The following is a 17,797-nucleotide window of genomic DNA, read 5'->3' as shown; positions in this document are numbered from 1 at the left end:
TGAATTGCGTGAATTATTACACGCGTAATAATTCTGTCAACTGGAAGAATTTTTACAGATGGAATAAATTTTATCGTCATGGTATTGTCCGCTGGACAAGGAGTGATTGATGACGAGTTTGAGACGACGCAATGCCGAGAGCGGCTACCCAAGGGGTGACGAAACCAAGGCGAGGATCATCAAGACGGCAATCTCGTTGTTCGGTGAGAACGGATTTGCTGGCGTTTCCGCCCGGGAGATCGCCAGCGCGGCAGGCGTGCCGGCACCGTCCTTGCAGTATTATTTCGAGAACAAGGAAGGTCTTTACGAGGCCTGCATCGCGGACATTCATGCCTCCGCTTGGGAAGCTATCGGACCTGTCACGTGTGAGGTCGAGGAACTCCTCACGGCCAAAGCGGACGCGGACAAGGTCATCGACGGTTATTGCAGAATTCTGGAGGCTCTCGCGGATTTTCTGTTCGCGATGCCGGATGCGGCCAGCCGCGCGTTGTTCGTGGCCCAGCATCGTTCGCCGTCAAATTCGCCGACCAATAAATCGAGCGGCAAAAGTGCCACGGGCAGGCGAATTCAGGAGTGTTGCGCTGCCATCGTCGCTCGCGTCTCCAGAAATCGTCTTACCGACGAGGAGATCGGCATGGTGTGTACCACGATCAACGGGCAGCTGATTATCGTCCATCTTGCTAGGGAGCATGTGGAAGACATGATGGGGTGGCAGGAGATCACACCCGAAAGGATCGAGGCCCTGAAATCGGTCGTGAGAAAACACACAACCGTCATCCTGAATTCCTATCGATCATGACGTCTTGAGGGAACCTGGGCACGGACACAACGGGGCAAGCGTACACGCCAATCTTCCGTTTGCTCGTCCCCGTTCTTGGTCACCAGAATAAGCCCCTTCGGCCTCAAGCAGTGCCCTGAGTTCACGGCGCAACATCGGACCCGTCGCTCCCTTGAGGCGAGGAAGGGGAGAGCCACCAATAATTGGCTGCCAACAGGGCTACAAATGCCCGAACGCTTAAGACAATGTCGATGACGTTCAAGTCAGGCTTGAGCATTTTGCGGGCCACGACAAACGCGAGCAGCTCCAGTATCGCCCTGAGGTCGTGAGTGACGAGCGTGCGGACGAGTTCTATGGCGATCACCAGCAACAACACCCGATAGATCAACTCATAGAATGTGTCCGTCTGCCCCCAACTCATCGCTAAAAGAGTTTGGGCGCTGCTCAGGCCAAAAACGGCGACCCCGCCAAGGATCACCAGCGCCAGGATGCGCTCTTGCAAGCCGAAGTTCAAATTCGCTCCTTCGTGGAGCTTCCCTAATTAATTTTCGCGGTTGTCCGCGACCTCACGGCACAACAGTCAAATAACCGGGCCGCCGTCGCCAGCCTCGCCTTCTTCATTCGACTAACCGGACGCTGATCCATGGAACTCCGTGGCAGATCACCGGTATAGAGCTGCGACGATGGCGTTAGGCCGGTTGCTGAAATGGATGTACGCAGAAGAAGAGCTGTTCTGCTGGAGCGTTACAAGCGCTGGTTCGCCGCTTTGACGAACGCGTCAAATATTCGAGAGCCAGGGTGGTCTGCGGGATCAAACAATTCCGGATGCCACTGTACCCCCATCGCGAAAGATAGCGAGGGTACCTCAATCGCTTCGACAACGCCGTCCAAGCCACGGGCAGTAGCAACGACACTGTCGGACAGCTCTACGATTGCTTCCCTGTGGAAGGTGTTTACGCTGAATGTCTCGGCAGCAAGGATATCAGCCATTCTTGTGCCGGCTTGGATGGTTACCTCATGGAGCGGATTGCCGCGGTCATGATTGATCGCACCCGACCAGGAGGAGTGCACATCCGAAACCATGCGACAACCATGTAGGCACCCGAGCATCTGCATCCCGTTGCAAACGCCGAGCACTGGTTTATCGCGGGCAAGGAACCCCTTCATCAGCGCTATCTCGACTGCGAGACGATCAGAGATCGGGTAGCGAGACTGATCGCCGTCGACGTACCACTGTTTCGGAAAGTTGATGCGCCCTCCGACACTTAAAAACCCATCAAATTCATCAACCACTTGGTCTACGAGGTCTGGCACGTAGGGAATGCCGTATGGAAATCCCCCTGCACGATCAATGGCTGCAAAGTAGCGTTTCGAAATATCATACCGGTCACCACCAGCACTGGTGTTTTCGTCCATGATGACGGCGATCGTGGGTCTGCGCTTCATTGAGTTGCTACCTTGATCCATCCGGGAATCGCGCGGGATTTCTATCAAGTGGTATCAGGGCGTGCCGTGCCAGTCACCCTTTCGACGGACGCTCGACGTGGCTTCGTCATATTGCGTTTTTGAATCTCGATTCCGGTAGCGCGGATCGCGCCAGGCATCCCAGGTGCCGACGACAGAAAGGCAATTATCGAGGTGCAAGTCTTGCGAACTCTGCACCAAGAGATCACGCAAAGGGTTCGGTCGGGCCCTTCGCCGGCTTCGTGAACCACTCAGCTCCGGTCTCGGTCATGTGGATGTGGTCTTCGAGCCGGATGCCGAAGCGACCGGGGAAGACGATCATCGGTTCGTCGGAGAAGCACATGCCGGATTCCAGCCGGGTGGCGTTGCCGCGAACGATATAGGGCTCTTCGTGGATTTCCATCCCGAGACCATGTCCGGCGCGGTGCGGCAGGCCGGGTAAGGCGTAGTCCGGACCGAGGCCATGTTCGGCCAGTACACGGCGGGCGGCATCGTCGAGACTGCCGCAAGAAGCGCCAAGGCGGGCGGCCTCGAACACCGCCTGCTGGGCCTCGCGCTCGATTGCCCAGGCGGCAGCGAATTCCGTCGTTGGCTCCTCCAGCACGTAGGTTCGGGTGAGATCCGAATGATAGCCGTCGAGCCGGCAACCGGCATCGACGAGAACAACGTCGCCCGGTGCATAGATCTGGTCACCATCGGCGCCATGAGGAAGCGACGTCGCTAGTCCGAAGGAAACGATGCAGAAGCTTGATCCGCCCTCGGCGCCCAGTGCGCGGTGCTGTTCGTCGATATGACGCACGACTTCCGAAGACCTGACGCCCGGCTTGATGAAGGAATGCGCGCGGCGATGCACCTCCAGCGTCAGGCCCATGGCATACTTGATAAGAGCGATTTCGGTCTGGGACTTCCTGAGCCGCAGGTCGCGGATCAGTCGTCCGCCGTCGACGAGCCGGTCGGCGCCGAAGGCGCCGGCAAGCTGGTGGTAGATGAACAGCGGCAGGGCATCGTCGAGCGCCAGTCTGGCATTTGCCGGCAGCAGCGAGGCGATCAGCGCCGCGGTCGCTTCATCTTCCTGCCAAATGACGATTTCACCCGGCAGACGCGGCAGGCTCTCGACCCTGCTCTTTTCGAAGCCCGGCGCGATGTAGCGGACACCCTTTGGCGTCACCAATGCGCCAAGCAATCGTTCGCTCGGGTGCCAGTCGAGGCCCGTGAAATAGCGGAGGCTCTCCGTCGAGCCGAGCAGGCAGCCGTCAAGAGCTTTATCTTCGAGTGCGGCCTGCAGGCGCGCGAGGCGCTGGCGCCGTTCGTCATCGGTGATCTTCGCAACGGGATGGGACCAGGACATATCGGAGTTTCCTTGTTCGCGGAGCCGGATGGTGAGCCGCCTATACGATCATGTCGTCAGATTGTCGACAGTGATCCACCCGATTCATTCGATGCGAAGCTGCAGTTCGGTGGTCAAGTGGCACCCTGCGGCCGCGGGTTCAATGCGTGCTGTCGCTGTCCGCTGTTCACCGACGTGCATACAAAAAAGGCCCTGCCGTGACGGCAAGGCCTCATTTTGTCTAGAGCATACAATCCCCACTGCGGATCGAGGAATGCCTCATTGGGCAGCCGCGGCCCTTTGCTCGCGTTTCGGCAATTTCCAGCCTGGCCGGACAAAGTGGCAGGTATAGCCATTCGGGATGCGTTCCAGATAGTCCTGGTGTTCGGGTTCCGCTTCCCAGAAATCGCTGACCGGAACAACCTCGGTAACGACCTTTCCGGGCCATAGACCCGAGGCGTCTACGTCGGCGATCGTGTCCTCGGCGGTCGCACGCTGTTCGTCGTTGGCGTAGAAGATCGCCGACCGGTAGCTGGCGCCGAGATCATTGCCCTGCCGATTCACCGTTGTCGGGTCATGGATCTGGAAGAAGAACTCGAGGATGTCGCGGTAGCTGGTCTTGGCGGGATCGAACAGGATCTCGATCGCCTCGGCATGATTGCCGTGATTGCGATAGGTCGCATTGGCGACCTCGCCACCGGTGTAGCCCACGCGAGTGGATACGACGCCGGGGAACCGCCTGATGAGGTCCTGCATGCCCCAAAAGCAGCCGCCCGCCAGTACTGCACGCTCTACGGTCATTGGAAACGTCCTTTCCAGTCAAACAATGGGCGGTAAACATCGGCACCCATTTCTTGCGACATTAAATGGGGACTCGCGTGGCATTTTGCCAGACTGCGTATCGCCGCCGCCGTTTCAGGATTGGCGGTTCAAAACTACCGCTTCATATCCGGACAGACATATGGAGCCTTTGCAGCAGCATAGGTCCGCTCGACGATATCCTTGCCGGCAGTGATTTGAAGGGTGAGGCCATCGGCTGAAACGGCCTTGATCCTGGCATGTATGATGGCGCCGTCCTCATCCCATGAAATCTCCTTGGAAGACGCCTGTTTCCAAGTCCTGAGAGCATAGGTTTCCCAGCAGGAGTCGATCAGCAATTTGCCTTTCGGCAGGAAGATCATCATCGGGCCTGGCAGGTCGGACTGGGCTTTGGTCTCGATCCACGGCGTGCCAATCAGCGAAGACGTGGCGGCTTTCTCGGCAGCGAGGGTCGGTGTCGCGAGTGCCACCGCGGCAATACTGATTGCGGCAACTGAGGCTTTCTTCAAAGTCTTTCTCCATAAGCGGGGAATCATCCCGCCGAGCATCAGTCACGGTTGGGCGACAATGTGGCCGGAGCGCAAGGGAATGTGTTTGGAGAGAGCCAGGCGGCAGCGCTAGACGAGCACCGCCTGGTCGACGCGGTCTTCGGTTCCGAAGAACTTCAGGTAACGCTGGACCTCTGTAGCGTCGCCGGTCGCTTTCTGCGGATTGTCCGACAGTTTTACGGCCGGCCGGCCGTTGGCGTCGCTGACCTTGCAGACGATGGAGATCGGGTTGAGCCCCGAGATTTCCGTCGGCGCGCAGCCCGCGAAGTCGTTCGTCAGGTTGGTGCCCCAGCCGAAGCTCATGCGCACCTTGCCTTCGAAATGCTTGTAGGTGTCGATGATCGCGTCGACATCGAGCCCGTCCGAGAAGATCAGCAGCTTCTGGCGCGGATCGCGGCCCATCTTCTTCCACCAGTCGATGATCTTTTCGCCGCCTTCGATCGGCGGGGCGCTATCCGGCCGGAAGCCCGTCCAATCGGCGACCCATTCGGGTGCGTCGCGCAGGAAGGCGGCCGTGCCGAACGCATCCGGCAGCACGATCAGCAGGTTGCCGCCATAAAGCTTGTTCCAGTCGCGCAGAACCTTGTAGGGGGCATTGCGCAGCTCCGCATCGTTCTTGGCCAATGCGGCCGCCACCATCGGCAGCTCGTGGGCGTTCGTCCCGACAGCTTCGAGGTCGGAGTCCATGGCGAGCAGGACGTTGCTGGTGCCGGTGAACGCAGGACCAATGCCTTCCTTCAGAGCCTCGACGCACCAGCGCTGCCACAGGAAGCTGTGGCGGCGGCGTGTGCCGAAATCCGAGATCCGCAGCCCCGGCAATTCGCGCAGCCGCTCCACCTTCTCCCACATCCGTGCCTTGGCGCGGGCGTAGAGCACATCGAGCGTGAACGGTCCGAGCGCCTTCATCGCGGAGCGCGAGCGCAGCTCGTTGATGATGGCAAGTGCCGGAATTTCCCACATGGTCGTGTCCTTCCACGATCCGTGGAAGTCTAGCACATATTGACCATCGCGTTTCGACAGCTCGTATTCGGGAAGCTGGAAATGAGAGAGCCAGGCCAGGAATTCAGGCTCGAAGATCTGCGCGCGCCCATAGAAACTGTTACCAGCGAGCCAGATCATCTCCTTCTTGGAGAGGCGGAGCGAACGCGCATGGTCGAGTTGCTCCCGCAGTTCGCCCTCGTCGATCTCTTCGGCCAGCAGTACGCGTTTGGTGCGGTTGATCACCGTGAACGTCGCGTCGACGTCTGGATAGAGCTTCCAGATCATCTGCAGCATGAGCAGCTTGTAGAAGTCTGTGTCGATCAGGCTGCGAACAATCGGATCGAGCTTCCAGGTGTGATTGTAAACGCGCCTTGCGATATCGGTCTTGGCCATGAACTCCGCCCATTCCCAAACCGGACACGTCGCGTCATAAGCCGACGCACGAAGACCGGCTCGTGCGTTTCTTATCGAAAAATCAGCCGGCAAAGTCCAGCGCAAACAGAAAAGCAACCTGCCGGCCGTCCGACAGGATGCTTCGTAGTGACCGCTTGACCCGCCCCGTTTCTATTGCGCGGGGGCATTCGGCGTAGCCGGTGCCGGGTTCGATGCCGGCGGCTGAGACGGTGCCGGTGTTGGCTGCTGCGACTGAATCTTCTGTCCTGGCTGCTGCGGAGCAACCTCCACGGCTTCCTTCTTGCCCCAGATTTCGACCGGGATCCACACGATGAAGGCGAGCACCAGCGCGACGAGCAACACCATCAGGACACGGGTGCCCATGCGGCCTTGCTTCGCCTTGACCGGCGAAATCGTTTCCTCGGTATGAACCTTGCCATCCGCTTCTTCCCAGCGCGTTTCCGTCTGCTGAGCCATGCTTGTCTCCTTCCGATATCACGCGAGCCGACATCGGCCTGGCACCTCATCTCGGAGAAAAACGAATGGAAAGCGGCATGGTTCCTGCCGTCAGTAACCGCTCTGCCTGTCGACGACGAATTGCAACGGCTCGCCGCCCTCGTAGCGGGCGATTTGGCGCTCGACATGCCGGAAGAGGGCGGTTTCGTCGGATACGGCAGCGTCGTGCGGTGTGATGAACACGTTCTCCAGCCCCCAGAGCAGATCATCGGAGGGCAGGGGCTCGACGGCGAAGACGTCGATCGAGGCGCCGCCGAGCACGCCGCCTTCGACCGCGGCGACGATATCGGCCTGCACCTGGCTCTTTCCGCGCCCGGCATTGATGAACACTGGCTTGCCGAGCGCGCCGCCCTGCCGCAGCTTTGAAAACAACGCTGCATTGTAAAAGCCGGTCGTCTCGGGCGTTAGCGGCAGTAGCCCGACGAGAAAGTCCGTCTTGGACAGGAACTCATCGAGTTGATCGGCGCTGAACGTCTCGACGCCTTCGATCTCCTTGCGGTTGCGCGACCAGCCGATGACGTTGAAGCCCATGACTTTCAGCTTGTAGGCCGCGTCCTGGCCGAGCACGCCAAGGCCCATGATGCCGACGGTGATTTCGGCCGCCTCCGGCGGTACCAGCCTGCCCCAGATGCGCGCCCGCTGATCCTTGTCGTGCTGATGCTGCTGCCGGAGATGCATGAGGCACTGCATCACCACCCATTCGCTCATGCGAGTCGTCAGGCTGCGGTCGGAGAAGCGAACGATCGGCACATCGGGCAGGCCCGGCAGGTTCATGAAGCTGTCGACGCCGGCGCCACCCGAGAAGATGACCTTGAGATTGGGGGCGCGGTTGAAAAGGTCCGGGTCCGGCTTCCAGAGAAGCGCATAGTCGATGCCGGTCAGATCGCGATCCTTGTTGGCGGGATCGGCGAGATTGATGCTGCCGCGATCTGCAAAGGCGGTTTTCAGGATGCGGGCAACGGTGTCTGGATCGAACTTCAGATCGACGAGAATGGGCGGCTTTGCGGGCATGATAATCTTCACTGTTGGACGGCGGGCGTCGGGACCGCCTCGATGTTGAAGGCGGCAGCCATCAGGGCCTTGGTATAGTCGTCCTTCGGCGCACCGAAGATGTCGGCGGACGATCCTTGTTCGACGACCTTGCCGAAACGCATGACGATGACGTCGTTCGCTAGCGCTTTCACCACCTTCAGGTCGTGACTGATAAAGAGGTAGGCGAGATCGTGCTTCTTCTGCAGATCGCGCAGGAGGTCGACGACCTGCGCCTGGACGCTCATGTCGAGCGCCGATGTCGGCTCGTCCAGCATCACGAAGCGGGGTTTGAGCACCATGGCGCGGGCAATGGCGATGCGCTGACGCTGTCCGCCGGAGAATTCGTGTGGATACCGCCAGCGAGTGAGTGGATCGAGTCCCACTTCCTCCAGCGCCCAGCAGACACGCTGGTCGCGCTCTTCGTAGGAGAGCGACCGTTCATGCACCTTGAGCCCCTCGGCGATGATGTCGCCGACGGACATGCGGGGGCTGAGCGAGCCGTAGGGATCCTGGAACACGACCTGCAACTGGTTGCGCAGCGGCCGCATTTCCGTAAATGAATAGCTGGCTATATCCTTTCCGACGAAGCTGATCCGGCCCTGCGACGAGATCAGCCGCGTCAGCGCGAGACCGAGCGTCGTCTTGCCGGAACCGGATTCGCCGACGACGCCGAGCGTTTGGCCCGCGCGCAGCTGCAGATCGATGCCGTCGACGGCCTTCACATGATCGACGACCTTGCGCATGAGCCCGGCCTTGATCGGAAACCAGACGCGGATATCCGATCCCTGCATCACGATGGGTTTCGAGGCGTCAGTAAGCGGCGGCTCGCCACGGGGCTCGGAGGCCAGGAGATGCCGGGTATAGTCGTGCTTCGGATTGCGGAAGACCTCTTCCACCGTGCCGGTCTCGACGATCTTGCCCTTGGTCATTACGCAGACCCGGTCGGCGAACTTGCGCACGATACCGAGGTCGTGGGTGATGAACAGCATGGACATGCCATGCTGGCCCTTCAGCTGCCGCAGCAGTTCGAGGATCTGCGCCTGCACGGTCACGTCGAGCGCGGTCGTCGGCTCGTCGGCGATCAAAAGCTCCGGCCGGTTGGCGAGTGCCATGGCGATCATCACGCGTTGCCGCTGGCCGCCGGAAAGCTCGTGCGGATAGGCCTTCAGCCGCTTCTCCGGCTCGCGAATGCCGACCTGATTCAAGAGCTCGAGAATCCGCTTGCGCGCGGCCTGTCCCTTCACACCCTGATGCAACTCGAGAATCTCGGCAATCTGCTTCTCGATCGTGTGCAGCGGGTTGAGCGAGGTCATCGGCTCCTGGAAGATCATCGTGATGTCGTTGCCGCGCACCTCGCGCAACGCCTTGTCGGATGCCTTCAGGAGGTCCTTGCCCTTGAACAGGATTTCGCCGGAGGGATGGCTGGCCGCGGGGTAGGGGAGCAACCGCAGGATCGAATTGGCGGAGACGGATTTGCCCGAGCCGGACTCGCCGACCAGCGCCACGACCTCGCCCTTGCGGATCTCGAAGGAGACGTGATCGACAGCCAGCGATGTGTCGCCGCCCTGGTGGAATGCCACCGAGAGATCGCGAACGGACAGCAATGTTTCGGCAGCGTCACTCATTGAAACGTCTTCCTGGGATCGAATGCATCACGAACCGCCTCGCCGATGAAGATCAACAGCGACAGCATGATCGACATGGTGAAGAACGCGGTCAGCCCGAGCCACGGCGCCTGCAGGTTGGCCTTGCCCTGTGCGATCATCTCGCCGAGCGACGGCGAGCCCGGCGGCATGCCGAAGCCGAGGAAGTCGAGCGAGGTCAACGTCGTGATCGAGCCCGACAGGATGAACGGCAGGAAGGTCAGCGTCGCGACCATCGCGTTCGGCAGCAGGTGGCGCCACATGATCGTGCGGTTGCCGACGCCCAGCGCTCGCGCCGCCCTGACATACTCGAAATTGCGAGCCCGCAGGAACTCGGCGCGCACGACGCCGACGAAGCCAACCCAGGAGAAGAGCAGCATGATCCCGAGCAGCACGAAGAAGCCGGGAGGCAGGATCGCCGCGATGATCAGGAGAATGTAGAGCACCGGCATCGACGACCAGATCTCGATGAAGCGTTGCAGTAGGAGGTCCGTCCAGCCGCCGAAATAGCCCTGGATCGCGCCGGCGGTGACGCCGATGACGGCCGAGCAGATGGTCAGCACCAGACCGAACAGCACAGAGATGCGGAAGCCGTAGATGACGCGGGCAAGCACGTCTCGTGCCTGATCGTCCGTGCCGAGCCAATTGAGATTGCCGAAATTGCAGCCGGGATCGGCCGCTCCCTGCGGATATCCAGAGCAGCGCTCTTCCTTGCTCATCAGCCAGAAGGGCGGAGTCGGCGCAGAATGCGGGATGTTCGAATTGACCGAACGATAGGAGTAGCGGATCGGCGGCCAGATCATCCAGCCATTGGCTTTGATTTCGTCCGCGATGACGTCGGAGCGATAGTCCGTTTCGGCGAGGAACCCGCCGAATCTCTCTTCGGGATAGTTGACCAGGACGGGGAAGAGGATCTCGCCCTTGTAGCTGGCGACGATCGGCCGGTCGTTGGCGATGAACTCGGCAAACAGGCTGAGCACGAACAGCACAAGGAACAGCCACAAGGACCAGTAACCGCGCCGGTTGGCCTTGAAGTTCTTCCAGCGGCGGATGTTGGTCGGCGACAGCAGGCCCTTGCGCGGCGGCTTGACCGGCGTTGCGGTCGTCGGATTGGCGGCGGTGTCCATCAGACCTCCCTCCGCTCGAAGTCGATGCGCGGATCGATCCATGTGTAGATCAGGTCGGAAATCAGGCTGACGAACAGGCCGAGCAGCGAAAAGATGTAGAGCGTCGCAAACACGATCGGATAGTCGCGGTTGACGACCGAGAGATAGCCGAGCCGCCCTAGGCCATCGAGCGAGAAGATGTTCTCGATCAGCAGCGAGCCGGTGAAGAAGGCGGAGATGAAGGCGCCGGGGAAGCCGGCGATGATGATCAGCATGGCGTTGCGGAAAACGTGGCCGTAGAGCACCTGCCTTTCGTTCAGCCCCTTCGCCCGGGCGGTCACCACATACTGCTTCTTGATCTCCTCGATGAAGGAGTTCTTGGTGAGCAGCGTCGTCGTCGCGAAGGCTGCCAGCGAAAGCGAAATCAGCGGCAGCGTCAGGTGCCAGAAATAGTCGAGTGGTTTCTGCCACCAGGCGAGCTGGTCGAAATTGTCGGAGACGAGGCCGCGCAGCGGGAACCAGTCATAGAAGGATCCGCCGGCAAAGAGCACGATCAGCAGGATGCCGAACAGGAAGCTCGGAACCGCATAGCCGATGATGATGACGCCAGAGGTCCAGACGTCGAAGGTCGAGCCGTCCTTGACCGCCTTGCGGATGCCGAGCGGGATCGAGATGCCGTAGGAAAAGATCATGATCCAGACGCCGAGCGAAGCCGAGACCGGCAGCTTCTCCTTGATCAGGTTCAGCACGGAGGTGTTGCGGAAGAAGCTTTCGCCAAAGTCGAAGCGGATGTAGTTCCACATCATCTCGCCGAAGCGCGTCAGCGGCGGCTTGTCGAAGCCGAACTGCTTTTCGAGCTTGGCGATGAGCTCCGGATCGAGCCCCTGGGCGCCGCGGTATTTCGAGCCGCCTTCGTCAAGACCGCCGCCGCCGAGAAGGTCGCCGCCGCCTCCGGAAAGCCGCGAGTCCGCGCCCTGCGCATCGCCGGTCAGTTGCGCAATTACCTGCTCGACCGGACCGCCGGGTGCGAACTGGATGACAGTAAAGGAGATGGCCATGATGCCGATGATCGTCGGGATCATCAAAAGCAGGCGGCGAAAGATATAGGCGCCCATTAGTAAGGACCCTTCCGGGAAAGCTTGCGTCGAGCGCTGTCCAGTCTATCGCCGTTCAATCCGTGCGGTCTCCTCGTGGTGTGGGCAGGCACGTTACGCCTTGTCCTGATTCGCATGGTTCATTTGGAGCCCAGCCGTCAGGCCAATGCAAGCCTGCTCATTTTGCCGCGGCGGATGACCACCAAACATCGGGGAAGCCGGTCGCATAGGTCGGATATTCGGCCGGCCGCGTGACGGTGTTCCAATAGGCGATCGATTGCGTGCCGCGATAAAATAGCGGCACGACATAGTGCCCCGCTAGGAGCACGCGGTCGAGCGCCTTGATCGCCGCCACCTGCTCGTCGCGGTTGGGGGCGAAGATCACCATGCGGATCAGTGCGTCGATCGCCGGATCGGCAATGCCCGCATAGTTGCGGGAGCCCTGCTGGTTGGCCGATCCCGAGCCCCAATAGTCGGCCTGCTCGTTGCCGGGGTTCATCGTCTGCGCCCACACATTCCAGATCATGTCGTAGTCGAAGCTGCGCACCCGGTTGGTGTATTGCGAGGCATCCACGGTCCGGACGCGCGCATCGATGCCGATCTTCTTCAGATTGTTGGTATAAGGCACGGCCCAGCGTTCCAGCATCGGGCTCGACAGCAGGATCTCGAAGCTCATCGGCTTGCCGGTCTTGGTATTGACCATGCGGTTGCCCTTGATCTCCCATCCCGCTTCCTTGAACAGCCCGATCGCCTTGCGCAGGTTGTCGCGGCTCTTCTGCGGATCGCCGCCGACCGGATTGGTATAGGGCGTCGTGAAGACCGCGGGCGACAGCTTGTCCTTGAGGCCGCCAAGGATCTCCAACTCGCGGCCCTCAGGCAGACCCGAGGAGGCAAGCTCGGTGTTCCAGAAATAGCTGTCGATGCGCTTGTAGGTGTTGAAGGCGACGGTGCGGTTCAGCTCCTCGAAGTCGAAGCCGTAATTCAGCGCCTCGCGAACCTTTTCGTCCTTGAAGATATCGCGACGGGTGTTCGGCACCAGAGCCTGCATGATGCCAGTGGCGCGCAGTGCGTTGGGGACGTCCTCCTTCTTCACGCGCCCGTCCTTGACGGCGGGGAAATCATAGCCGGTTGCCCAGCGTGCCGCCTGCGTCTCCTGCCAATAGTCACTGTTGCCGGCCCGGAAGGCCTCGAACTCCACGTCCCGATCGCCGAAATAGGTGTAGGTGATCGAGCCGAAATTGTTCTGGCCGACATTCACGTTGAGGTCCTTGCCCCAGTAGTCGTCGCGCAACTCGTAGCGGATAGTCGCGCCCGGCGCGAAGGCAGCGATCTTGTAGGGGCCGGATCCCATCACCGGCTCGAGCGTCGTCCTGGAAATGTCGCGCGGCTTGCCGTCCGCTCCCGCGCCCTCCCACCAGTGCTTCGGCACCACGGTCAGCTGTCCCAGGATATTGGGAAGCTCCTTGTTGTTCTTCTCGTCGAAGGTGAAGGTCACGTCGCGTTCGCCCGTCTTCTCGGCCTTTACGACATGCTTGTAGTAGTTGGACAGGAGCGGATTGAGCTCCTTCGATTTGTCGAAACTGAAGACGACGTCATCAGGCGTCACCGGCTTTCCGTCGGCCCACTTGGCTTCCTTGCGCAGCCGGAAGGTCGCGTTCGACACGTCGTCGGGAAAGAAGACGCCTTCCGCCAGCAGGCCGTAGGAGGCGAGCAGTTCGTCGTCGGCCGATTTCATCAGCGTTTCGAAAGGCAGTGTCAGGCCGACCGCCGTTTCGCCCTTCGAAAGCAGCGGATTGAAGGTGTCGTAGGTGCCGGAGGCGGAAAGCCGCAGGTTACCGCCCTTCGGCGCATCCGGATTGACGTAGTCGAAATGCTTGAATCCCGGCTTGTATTTCAGCGCGCTGATGACGGAACTGCCGATCTGGAAATTTGGCTCCTGGGCAACGGCCTGCAAGGGCAGCGCCATTGCGCCGAGAAGAGAAAACACCACACCAAATTTCGACCACGTAAGCGCCATTCGCCAACCCCGATTGTTTTTCTGCTTTCGCCGACAATAGGCGAAAAACAGGCGAAAAACAGGTGAGCCAACAGTTTTTGTCCGGCTCGCGGGATCGTGACCAAGGCTGCGGCCCGTCAGGTCGTTGCTTCCTCCAGTCGTTTCCTCAGCATTCCACGCAGTTCCGCCGTCATGCGTGGGTCGCCTCCAAGATCCGGATCGTGCGCTGCGGTCACGATGATCCGAAGGAGTTCAAGCATCAGTGCCGCAAGCAACTCCACGTCGTCGCCAATCGACGGCGCGGCCTTGCGCAGCAGCGCGGTGATATTGCCGCGCAGTTCCGCCCGCGATTGCACCTTGCGTTCCTTGGGAATGTCCCGGCGCGCCGCCAGCACAGGGAACTCGCGATGCTCCTCGAGAAAGGCGCCAAGTCGGGCAAATATCGCGTCGCCGATTTCCGCCGCACGCTTGCCGTCCACGGTCGCCTGCAGATCCACCAGCGCCGCGTTGAGCTGCCGCAGCCGTTCGAGATGGAGCGCTTCCGCTAGAAGCACCTTGGTCGGGAAGAACTGGTAGAGCGAGCCGATCGAGGACTTCGCCTCGGCAGCGATCTCGGTCATCGTCGCGGCTTCGTAGCCTTTGTCGAGAAACACCCTGGCTGCCGCCTCGGTCAGAACGGCAACGCGCTCCCGCCCGCGCTTCTGCTTCGGCGAACGTTTCGTCGGGTCCAGGCTTGATTTTTGTGAGGGCATCCTCATACTTTCAATTGTGAGGATATCCTCATATCTATTTTGGAGCCTTCCATGTCCCTCTACGATCCCAAGACCACGGCCCTGATCTCCATCGATCTGCAGGGCTTCATCATTTCCAGGCCTGTCGCGCCCCATTCCGCCCAGCAGGCAATCGAAAATACCGCCGCAATCGCCAACTCGCTGAAATCCGCCGGCGGCACCACGATTTTCGTGACCGTCGGATTTTCCGCAGACTATGCCGATGCTGTCAACCAGCCGACTGACGAGCCGATTGTCTTCCCACAGGGTGGACTGCCGGCCGAAGCCTTGCGCGAGCCGCCTGAGATCGCGGCGCTCACGCCCGATGTGCGCATCACCAAGCATCAATGGAGCGCCTTCTACGGGACTGAAATCGACCTGCAACTGCGCCGCCGCGGCATCAAGACCGTGATTCTCACCGGCATCGCCACCAATTTCGGTGTCGAAGCCACTATTCGCGATGCCTTCGCGCACAATTATGCGGTCATCGCCGTCGAGGATGCGATGACGACGTTCTCGGCCGAGATGCATGCCTTTGCCTGCGAGCGCATCTTCCCGCGCCTTGCCCGGGTGCGCAAAACCGCCGACATTCTTGCTAACGCCTGAGCCTCACAATGCTGCCTGACTGGGCATGGGCGAAAACATCGATTCACCAAAATTGCTTTTCACGGTAGATTCGATCGCAAATCACTCGGCCGCGGCCCGCAGACGCTCAGGACATGGCATGGCTCTCCATACCACCAGCACTTTCCAGACTTTTTTGAAATTGGCATTCGCCGGCGTGCTCGGCGCAAGCCTTGTTGCCGGCGAAGCCGGCGCCGAACAGAAGCAACCGAGTCCCGGGAGCGCCAAGGCGATTTTCGGTTCCGTCTCCCTGCCGAACCAGGGTGCGGCGCAGCCTTTCGGCTTCTATGCGAAAGGCTGCATGTCCGGGGCTGTCGCGCTGCCGGTCGATGGGCCGACCTGGCAGACCATGCGGCTTTCGCGCAATCGCCGCTGGGGCAATCCGGCGATGATCTCGCTCCTGGAGCGGCTGTCTCGTGATGCGGCACAGTATGATGGATGGCCGGGCCTGCTCGTCGGCGACATCTCGCAGCCGCGCGGCGGGCCGATGTTCAACGGCCATGCTTCGCACCAGATCGGACTTGATGCAGATGTCTGGCTGACGCCAATGCCCGCTCATCCCCTGAGCATCGAGGAACGTGAAACGCTGCCTTTCACGACGATGCTGCAGAAGAATGCGTTTCTGACGATAAATCCCAATGTCTGGACCGAATCGCGCGCCCGCCTGTTGATGCGCGCGGCGAGCTATCCGCAGGTCGAGCGGATCTTCGTCAATCCGGCCATCAAGAAGAAGATGTGCGACACCTGGACGGGCGACCGCACCAATCTCGGCAAGCTGCGGCCGATCTACGGTCACGATTCACACTTCCACATCCGCATCAAGTGCCCGCCGGGCACAACCTCTTGCAAGCCGCAAGCGCCGGTGCCCGCCGATGATGGATGCGGCAAGCCGCTCGCATGGTGGTTCACGAAGGAACCATGGGCGCCGCCGAAGCCGCCAAAGCCCGGCACGAAGCCTGTCAAGCCGCGCGAAGTCATGGTCTCCGATCTTCCGAACGCCTGCTCGTCGGTTCTCGCAGCGCCATCCGTCGACTCCATTCAGGCCGCGACGTTTGGTGGAACCCCCGGCGCTCCGGCGATTGCGCCGATGGCGGTGATGCCTGCAGCGGCATCCGACGATGCACTGCCTGACATCGGCCCGGTGCCGGACGACAAGCCGTCCGGTGAGTAGGCGTTGCCATGGGGGCGACGGTCTTTCAAAAGACGGACGCTTCGTATAGAAGCAGCCAAATCGATTGAATTTTCAGGCGGAGGTCCTTTTCATGGCCGGCGGCAAGTGCCTTGCATTGATTGCGCATGACCAGAAGAAGGACGACATGGCGGAGTTCGCACGCCGCCACCGCGAGACACTCGCGAACTGGAAGATTGTCGCCACCGGCACGACCGGCGGCCGCGTGTTGGAGGCTGCTCCAGACCTCGACGTGACACGCTTGAAGAGCGGCCCGCTCGGCGGCGACCAGCAGATCGGTGCCCTGATTGCCACAGGCGAAGTCGACGTGTTGATCTTTTTTGTCGATCCTCTGACGCCGATGCCGCATGATGTCGATGTCAAGGCTTTGATGCGGCTTGCAATCGTCTACGATATCCCGATGGCGCTGAACGAAGCGACCGCCGACAAGCTTATTGCCACCCTTCACGCGTAACCGGCGCTTGAATAGCGCGCACGCACGGAACCTGCCATGCCCCAGTTCGATACCAGCGACACCGCCATGCCCTTCCCGATCCTGATCGGCGATATCGGCGGCACCAATGCCCGTTTTGCGATCATCCCCGACGCCATGGCAGAGCAGATCCATTTTCCGAATGTCCGCACCGCCGATTTCGAGACGATCGACGATGCGATCCGAAGCTGCATTCTCGAAAAGAGCAGCCTGCGGCCGCGCTCGGCGATTCTCGCCGTCGCCGGACCGATCAGCGCGGACGAGATCCCGCTGACGAACTGCGACTGGGTTGTCCGCCCGCGCACGATGATCGCTGGACTCGGCATCGAGGACGTGCTCGTTGTCAACGACTTTGAGGCGCAGGCCCTGGCAATTGCCAACCTCTCGGACGAGAACCGCGAGCGCCTTGGCGATGCGTCGGGCAAAATGGTCGCATCCCGTGTCGTCCTCGGCCCCGGCACCGGCCTCGGCGTCGGCGGCCTCGTCCATTCACGCGGCTCATGGATTCCGGTGCCGGGCGAGGGTGGTCACGTCGATCTCGGGCCACGCACCGTGCGAGACCTGCAGATCTTCCCGCATGTGGAAACGATTGAGGGCCGTGTCTCGGCAGAGCAGATCCTTTGCGGCCGTGGTATCGTCAATCTCTACCTGGCGATCTGCACGGCGGATGGCATCGAGCCCGTTTACGCCGACCCTGCTGATATCACCTCTCACGCGCTCGCCGGCTCCGACCCGGTTGCCGTCGAGACGATCAGCCTGTTCTCGACCTATCTCGGCCGTGTCGCCGGCGACATGGCGATGATCTTCATGGCCCGCGGCGGCGTCTTCCTTTCCGGCGGTATCTCGCAGAAGATCCTGCCGGCGCTGAAGAAGCCGGAATTCCGTGCCGCGTTCGAGGACAAGGCGCCGCATTCCGAGCTGCTTTCGACGATCCCGACCTATGTCGTCACCCACCCGCTTGCGGCTGTCGCAGGGCTCTCGTCCTATGCCCGCAACCCTGAGAGCTTCGGCGTCTCGACCGACGGCCGCCGCTGGCGGGCGTAAC

18 protein-coding genes are annotated in these 17,797 nt (G+C 60.8%); 5 read left to right on the top strand and 13 right to left on the bottom strand.

The features are described from left to right. Positions 1–109: 109 nt before the first annotated feature. Positions 110–799 carry a TetR/AcrR family transcriptional regulator gene (locus AC1DE4_RS02355; RefSeq protein WP_018116700.1) on the top strand — a complete coding sequence of 230 codons (690 nt, stop codon included), beginning with the start codon at positions 110–112 and terminating at the stop codon, positions 797–799. A 121-nt stretch (positions 800–920) separates the two neighbouring features. On the opposite strand, the gene AC1DE4_RS02350 is transcribed toward AC1DE4_RS02355, so the two are convergent. The 13 genes from AC1DE4_RS02350 to AC1DE4_RS02290 form a co-directional block, all read right to left on the bottom strand. After that, a complete protein-coding gene (locus AC1DE4_RS02350; protein ID WP_477879686.1) occupies positions 921–1,292 on the bottom strand; it encodes a hypothetical protein in 372 nt (123 codons plus the stop codon). A gap of 230 nt (positions 1,293–1,522) precedes the next feature. Next, positions 1,523–2,245, bottom strand: a complete 723-nt coding sequence (locus AC1DE4_RS02345) for a gamma-glutamyl-gamma-aminobutyrate hydrolase family protein (protein WP_477879684.1) — start codon at positions 2,243–2,245, stop codon at positions 1,523–1,525. A 202-nt stretch (positions 2,246–2,447) separates the two neighbouring features. Next, on the bottom strand, positions 2,448–3,590 hold the full coding sequence (locus AC1DE4_RS02340) for a M24 family metallopeptidase (protein ID WP_477879682.1): 1,143 nt from the start codon (positions 3,588–3,590) through the stop codon (positions 2,448–2,450). A 258-nt stretch (positions 3,591–3,848) separates the two neighbouring features. Continuing rightward, positions 3,849–4,370 carry a peptide-methionine (S)-S-oxide reductase MsrA gene (msrA, locus tag AC1DE4_RS02335; protein WP_025658574.1) on the bottom strand — a complete coding sequence of 174 codons (522 nt, stop codon included), beginning with the start codon at positions 4,368–4,370 and terminating at the stop codon, positions 3,849–3,851. A gap of 134 nt (positions 4,371–4,504) precedes the next feature. Next, positions 4,505–4,897 carry a hypothetical protein gene (locus tag AC1DE4_RS02330; RefSeq protein ID WP_018116705.1) on the bottom strand — a complete coding sequence of 131 codons (393 nt, stop codon included), beginning with the start codon at positions 4,895–4,897 and terminating at the stop codon, positions 4,505–4,507. A 108-nt stretch (positions 4,898–5,005) separates the two neighbouring features. After that, complete coding sequence (gene pncB, locus AC1DE4_RS02325; RefSeq protein ID WP_018116706.1) at positions 5,006–6,310, bottom strand: nicotinate phosphoribosyltransferase; 1,305 nt, start codon at positions 6,308–6,310, stop codon at positions 5,006–5,008. A 171-nt stretch (positions 6,311–6,481) separates the two neighbouring features. Then, complete coding sequence (locus tag AC1DE4_RS02320; RefSeq protein WP_025658576.1) at positions 6,482–6,787, bottom strand: hypothetical protein; 306 nt, start codon at positions 6,785–6,787, stop codon at positions 6,482–6,484. Positions 6,788–6,877: 90 nt separating this feature from the next. Then, on the bottom strand, positions 6,878–7,837 hold the full coding sequence (locus tag AC1DE4_RS02315; protein ID WP_340651540.1) for a 2-hydroxyacid dehydrogenase: 960 nt from the start codon (positions 7,835–7,837) through the stop codon (positions 6,878–6,880). Between the two features lie 8 nt (positions 7,838–7,845). Further along, entirely contained in the window at positions 7,846–9,483 is a 1,638-nt protein-coding gene (locus tag AC1DE4_RS02310; RefSeq protein ID WP_477879679.1) for an ABC transporter ATP-binding protein, read from the bottom strand. Further along, positions 9,480–10,628, bottom strand: a complete 1,149-nt coding sequence (locus AC1DE4_RS02305; protein WP_477879677.1) for an ABC transporter permease — start codon at positions 10,626–10,628, stop codon at positions 9,480–9,482. The genes AC1DE4_RS02310 and AC1DE4_RS02305 overlap by 4 nt, the downstream gene beginning before the upstream one ends. Continuing rightward, positions 10,628–11,722, bottom strand: coding sequence for a microcin C ABC transporter permease YejB (locus AC1DE4_RS02300; protein WP_018116711.1), 1,095 nt, complete (start codon positions 11,720–11,722; stop codon positions 10,628–10,630). Before AC1DE4_RS02300 ends, AC1DE4_RS02305 begins: the two co-directional genes overlap by 1 nt. A 157-nt stretch (positions 11,723–11,879) precedes the next feature. Next, positions 11,880–13,718, bottom strand: a complete 1,839-nt coding sequence (locus tag AC1DE4_RS02295; protein WP_025658580.1) for an extracellular solute-binding protein — start codon at positions 13,716–13,718, stop codon at positions 11,880–11,882. A 116-nt stretch (positions 13,719–13,834) separates the two neighbouring features. Next, complete coding sequence (locus tag AC1DE4_RS02290) at positions 13,835–14,449, bottom strand: TetR/AcrR family transcriptional regulator (protein ID WP_037214870.1); 615 nt, start codon at positions 14,447–14,449, stop codon at positions 13,835–13,837. 51 nt (positions 14,450–14,500) lie between these two features. On the opposite strand from AC1DE4_RS02290, the gene AC1DE4_RS02285 reads away from it, so the two are divergent. The 4 genes from AC1DE4_RS02285 to AC1DE4_RS02270 all read left to right on the top strand — a co-directional run bounded on the left by AC1DE4_RS02285 (position 14,501) and on the right by AC1DE4_RS02270 (position 17,796). Further along, a complete protein-coding gene (locus tag AC1DE4_RS02285) occupies positions 14,501–15,073 on the top strand; it encodes a hydrolase (protein ID WP_018116714.1) in 573 nt (190 codons plus the stop codon). Positions 15,074–15,191: 118 nt separating this feature from the next. Next, entirely contained in the window at positions 15,192–16,262 is a 1,071-nt protein-coding gene (gene mepA, locus AC1DE4_RS02280) for a penicillin-insensitive murein endopeptidase (RefSeq protein WP_025658581.1), read from the top strand. A gap of 91 nt (positions 16,263–16,353) precedes the next feature. Continuing rightward, positions 16,354–16,734: a methylglyoxal synthase gene (locus AC1DE4_RS02275; protein ID WP_025658582.1), complete on the top strand. Its 381-nt coding sequence runs from the start codon at positions 16,354–16,356 to the stop codon at positions 16,732–16,734. A gap of 36 nt (positions 16,735–16,770) precedes the next feature. Continuing rightward, entirely contained in the window at positions 16,771–17,796 is a 1,026-nt protein-coding gene (locus tag AC1DE4_RS02270) for a glucokinase (protein WP_018116717.1), read from the top strand. Position 17,797 lies beyond the last annotated feature (1 nt).

The organism is Rhizobium sp. 10N414, from assembly GCF_056394785.1.
The sequence above is the reverse complement of the archived record's forward strand: the minus strand, read 5'-3'. Positions and strand labels throughout refer to the sequence as shown.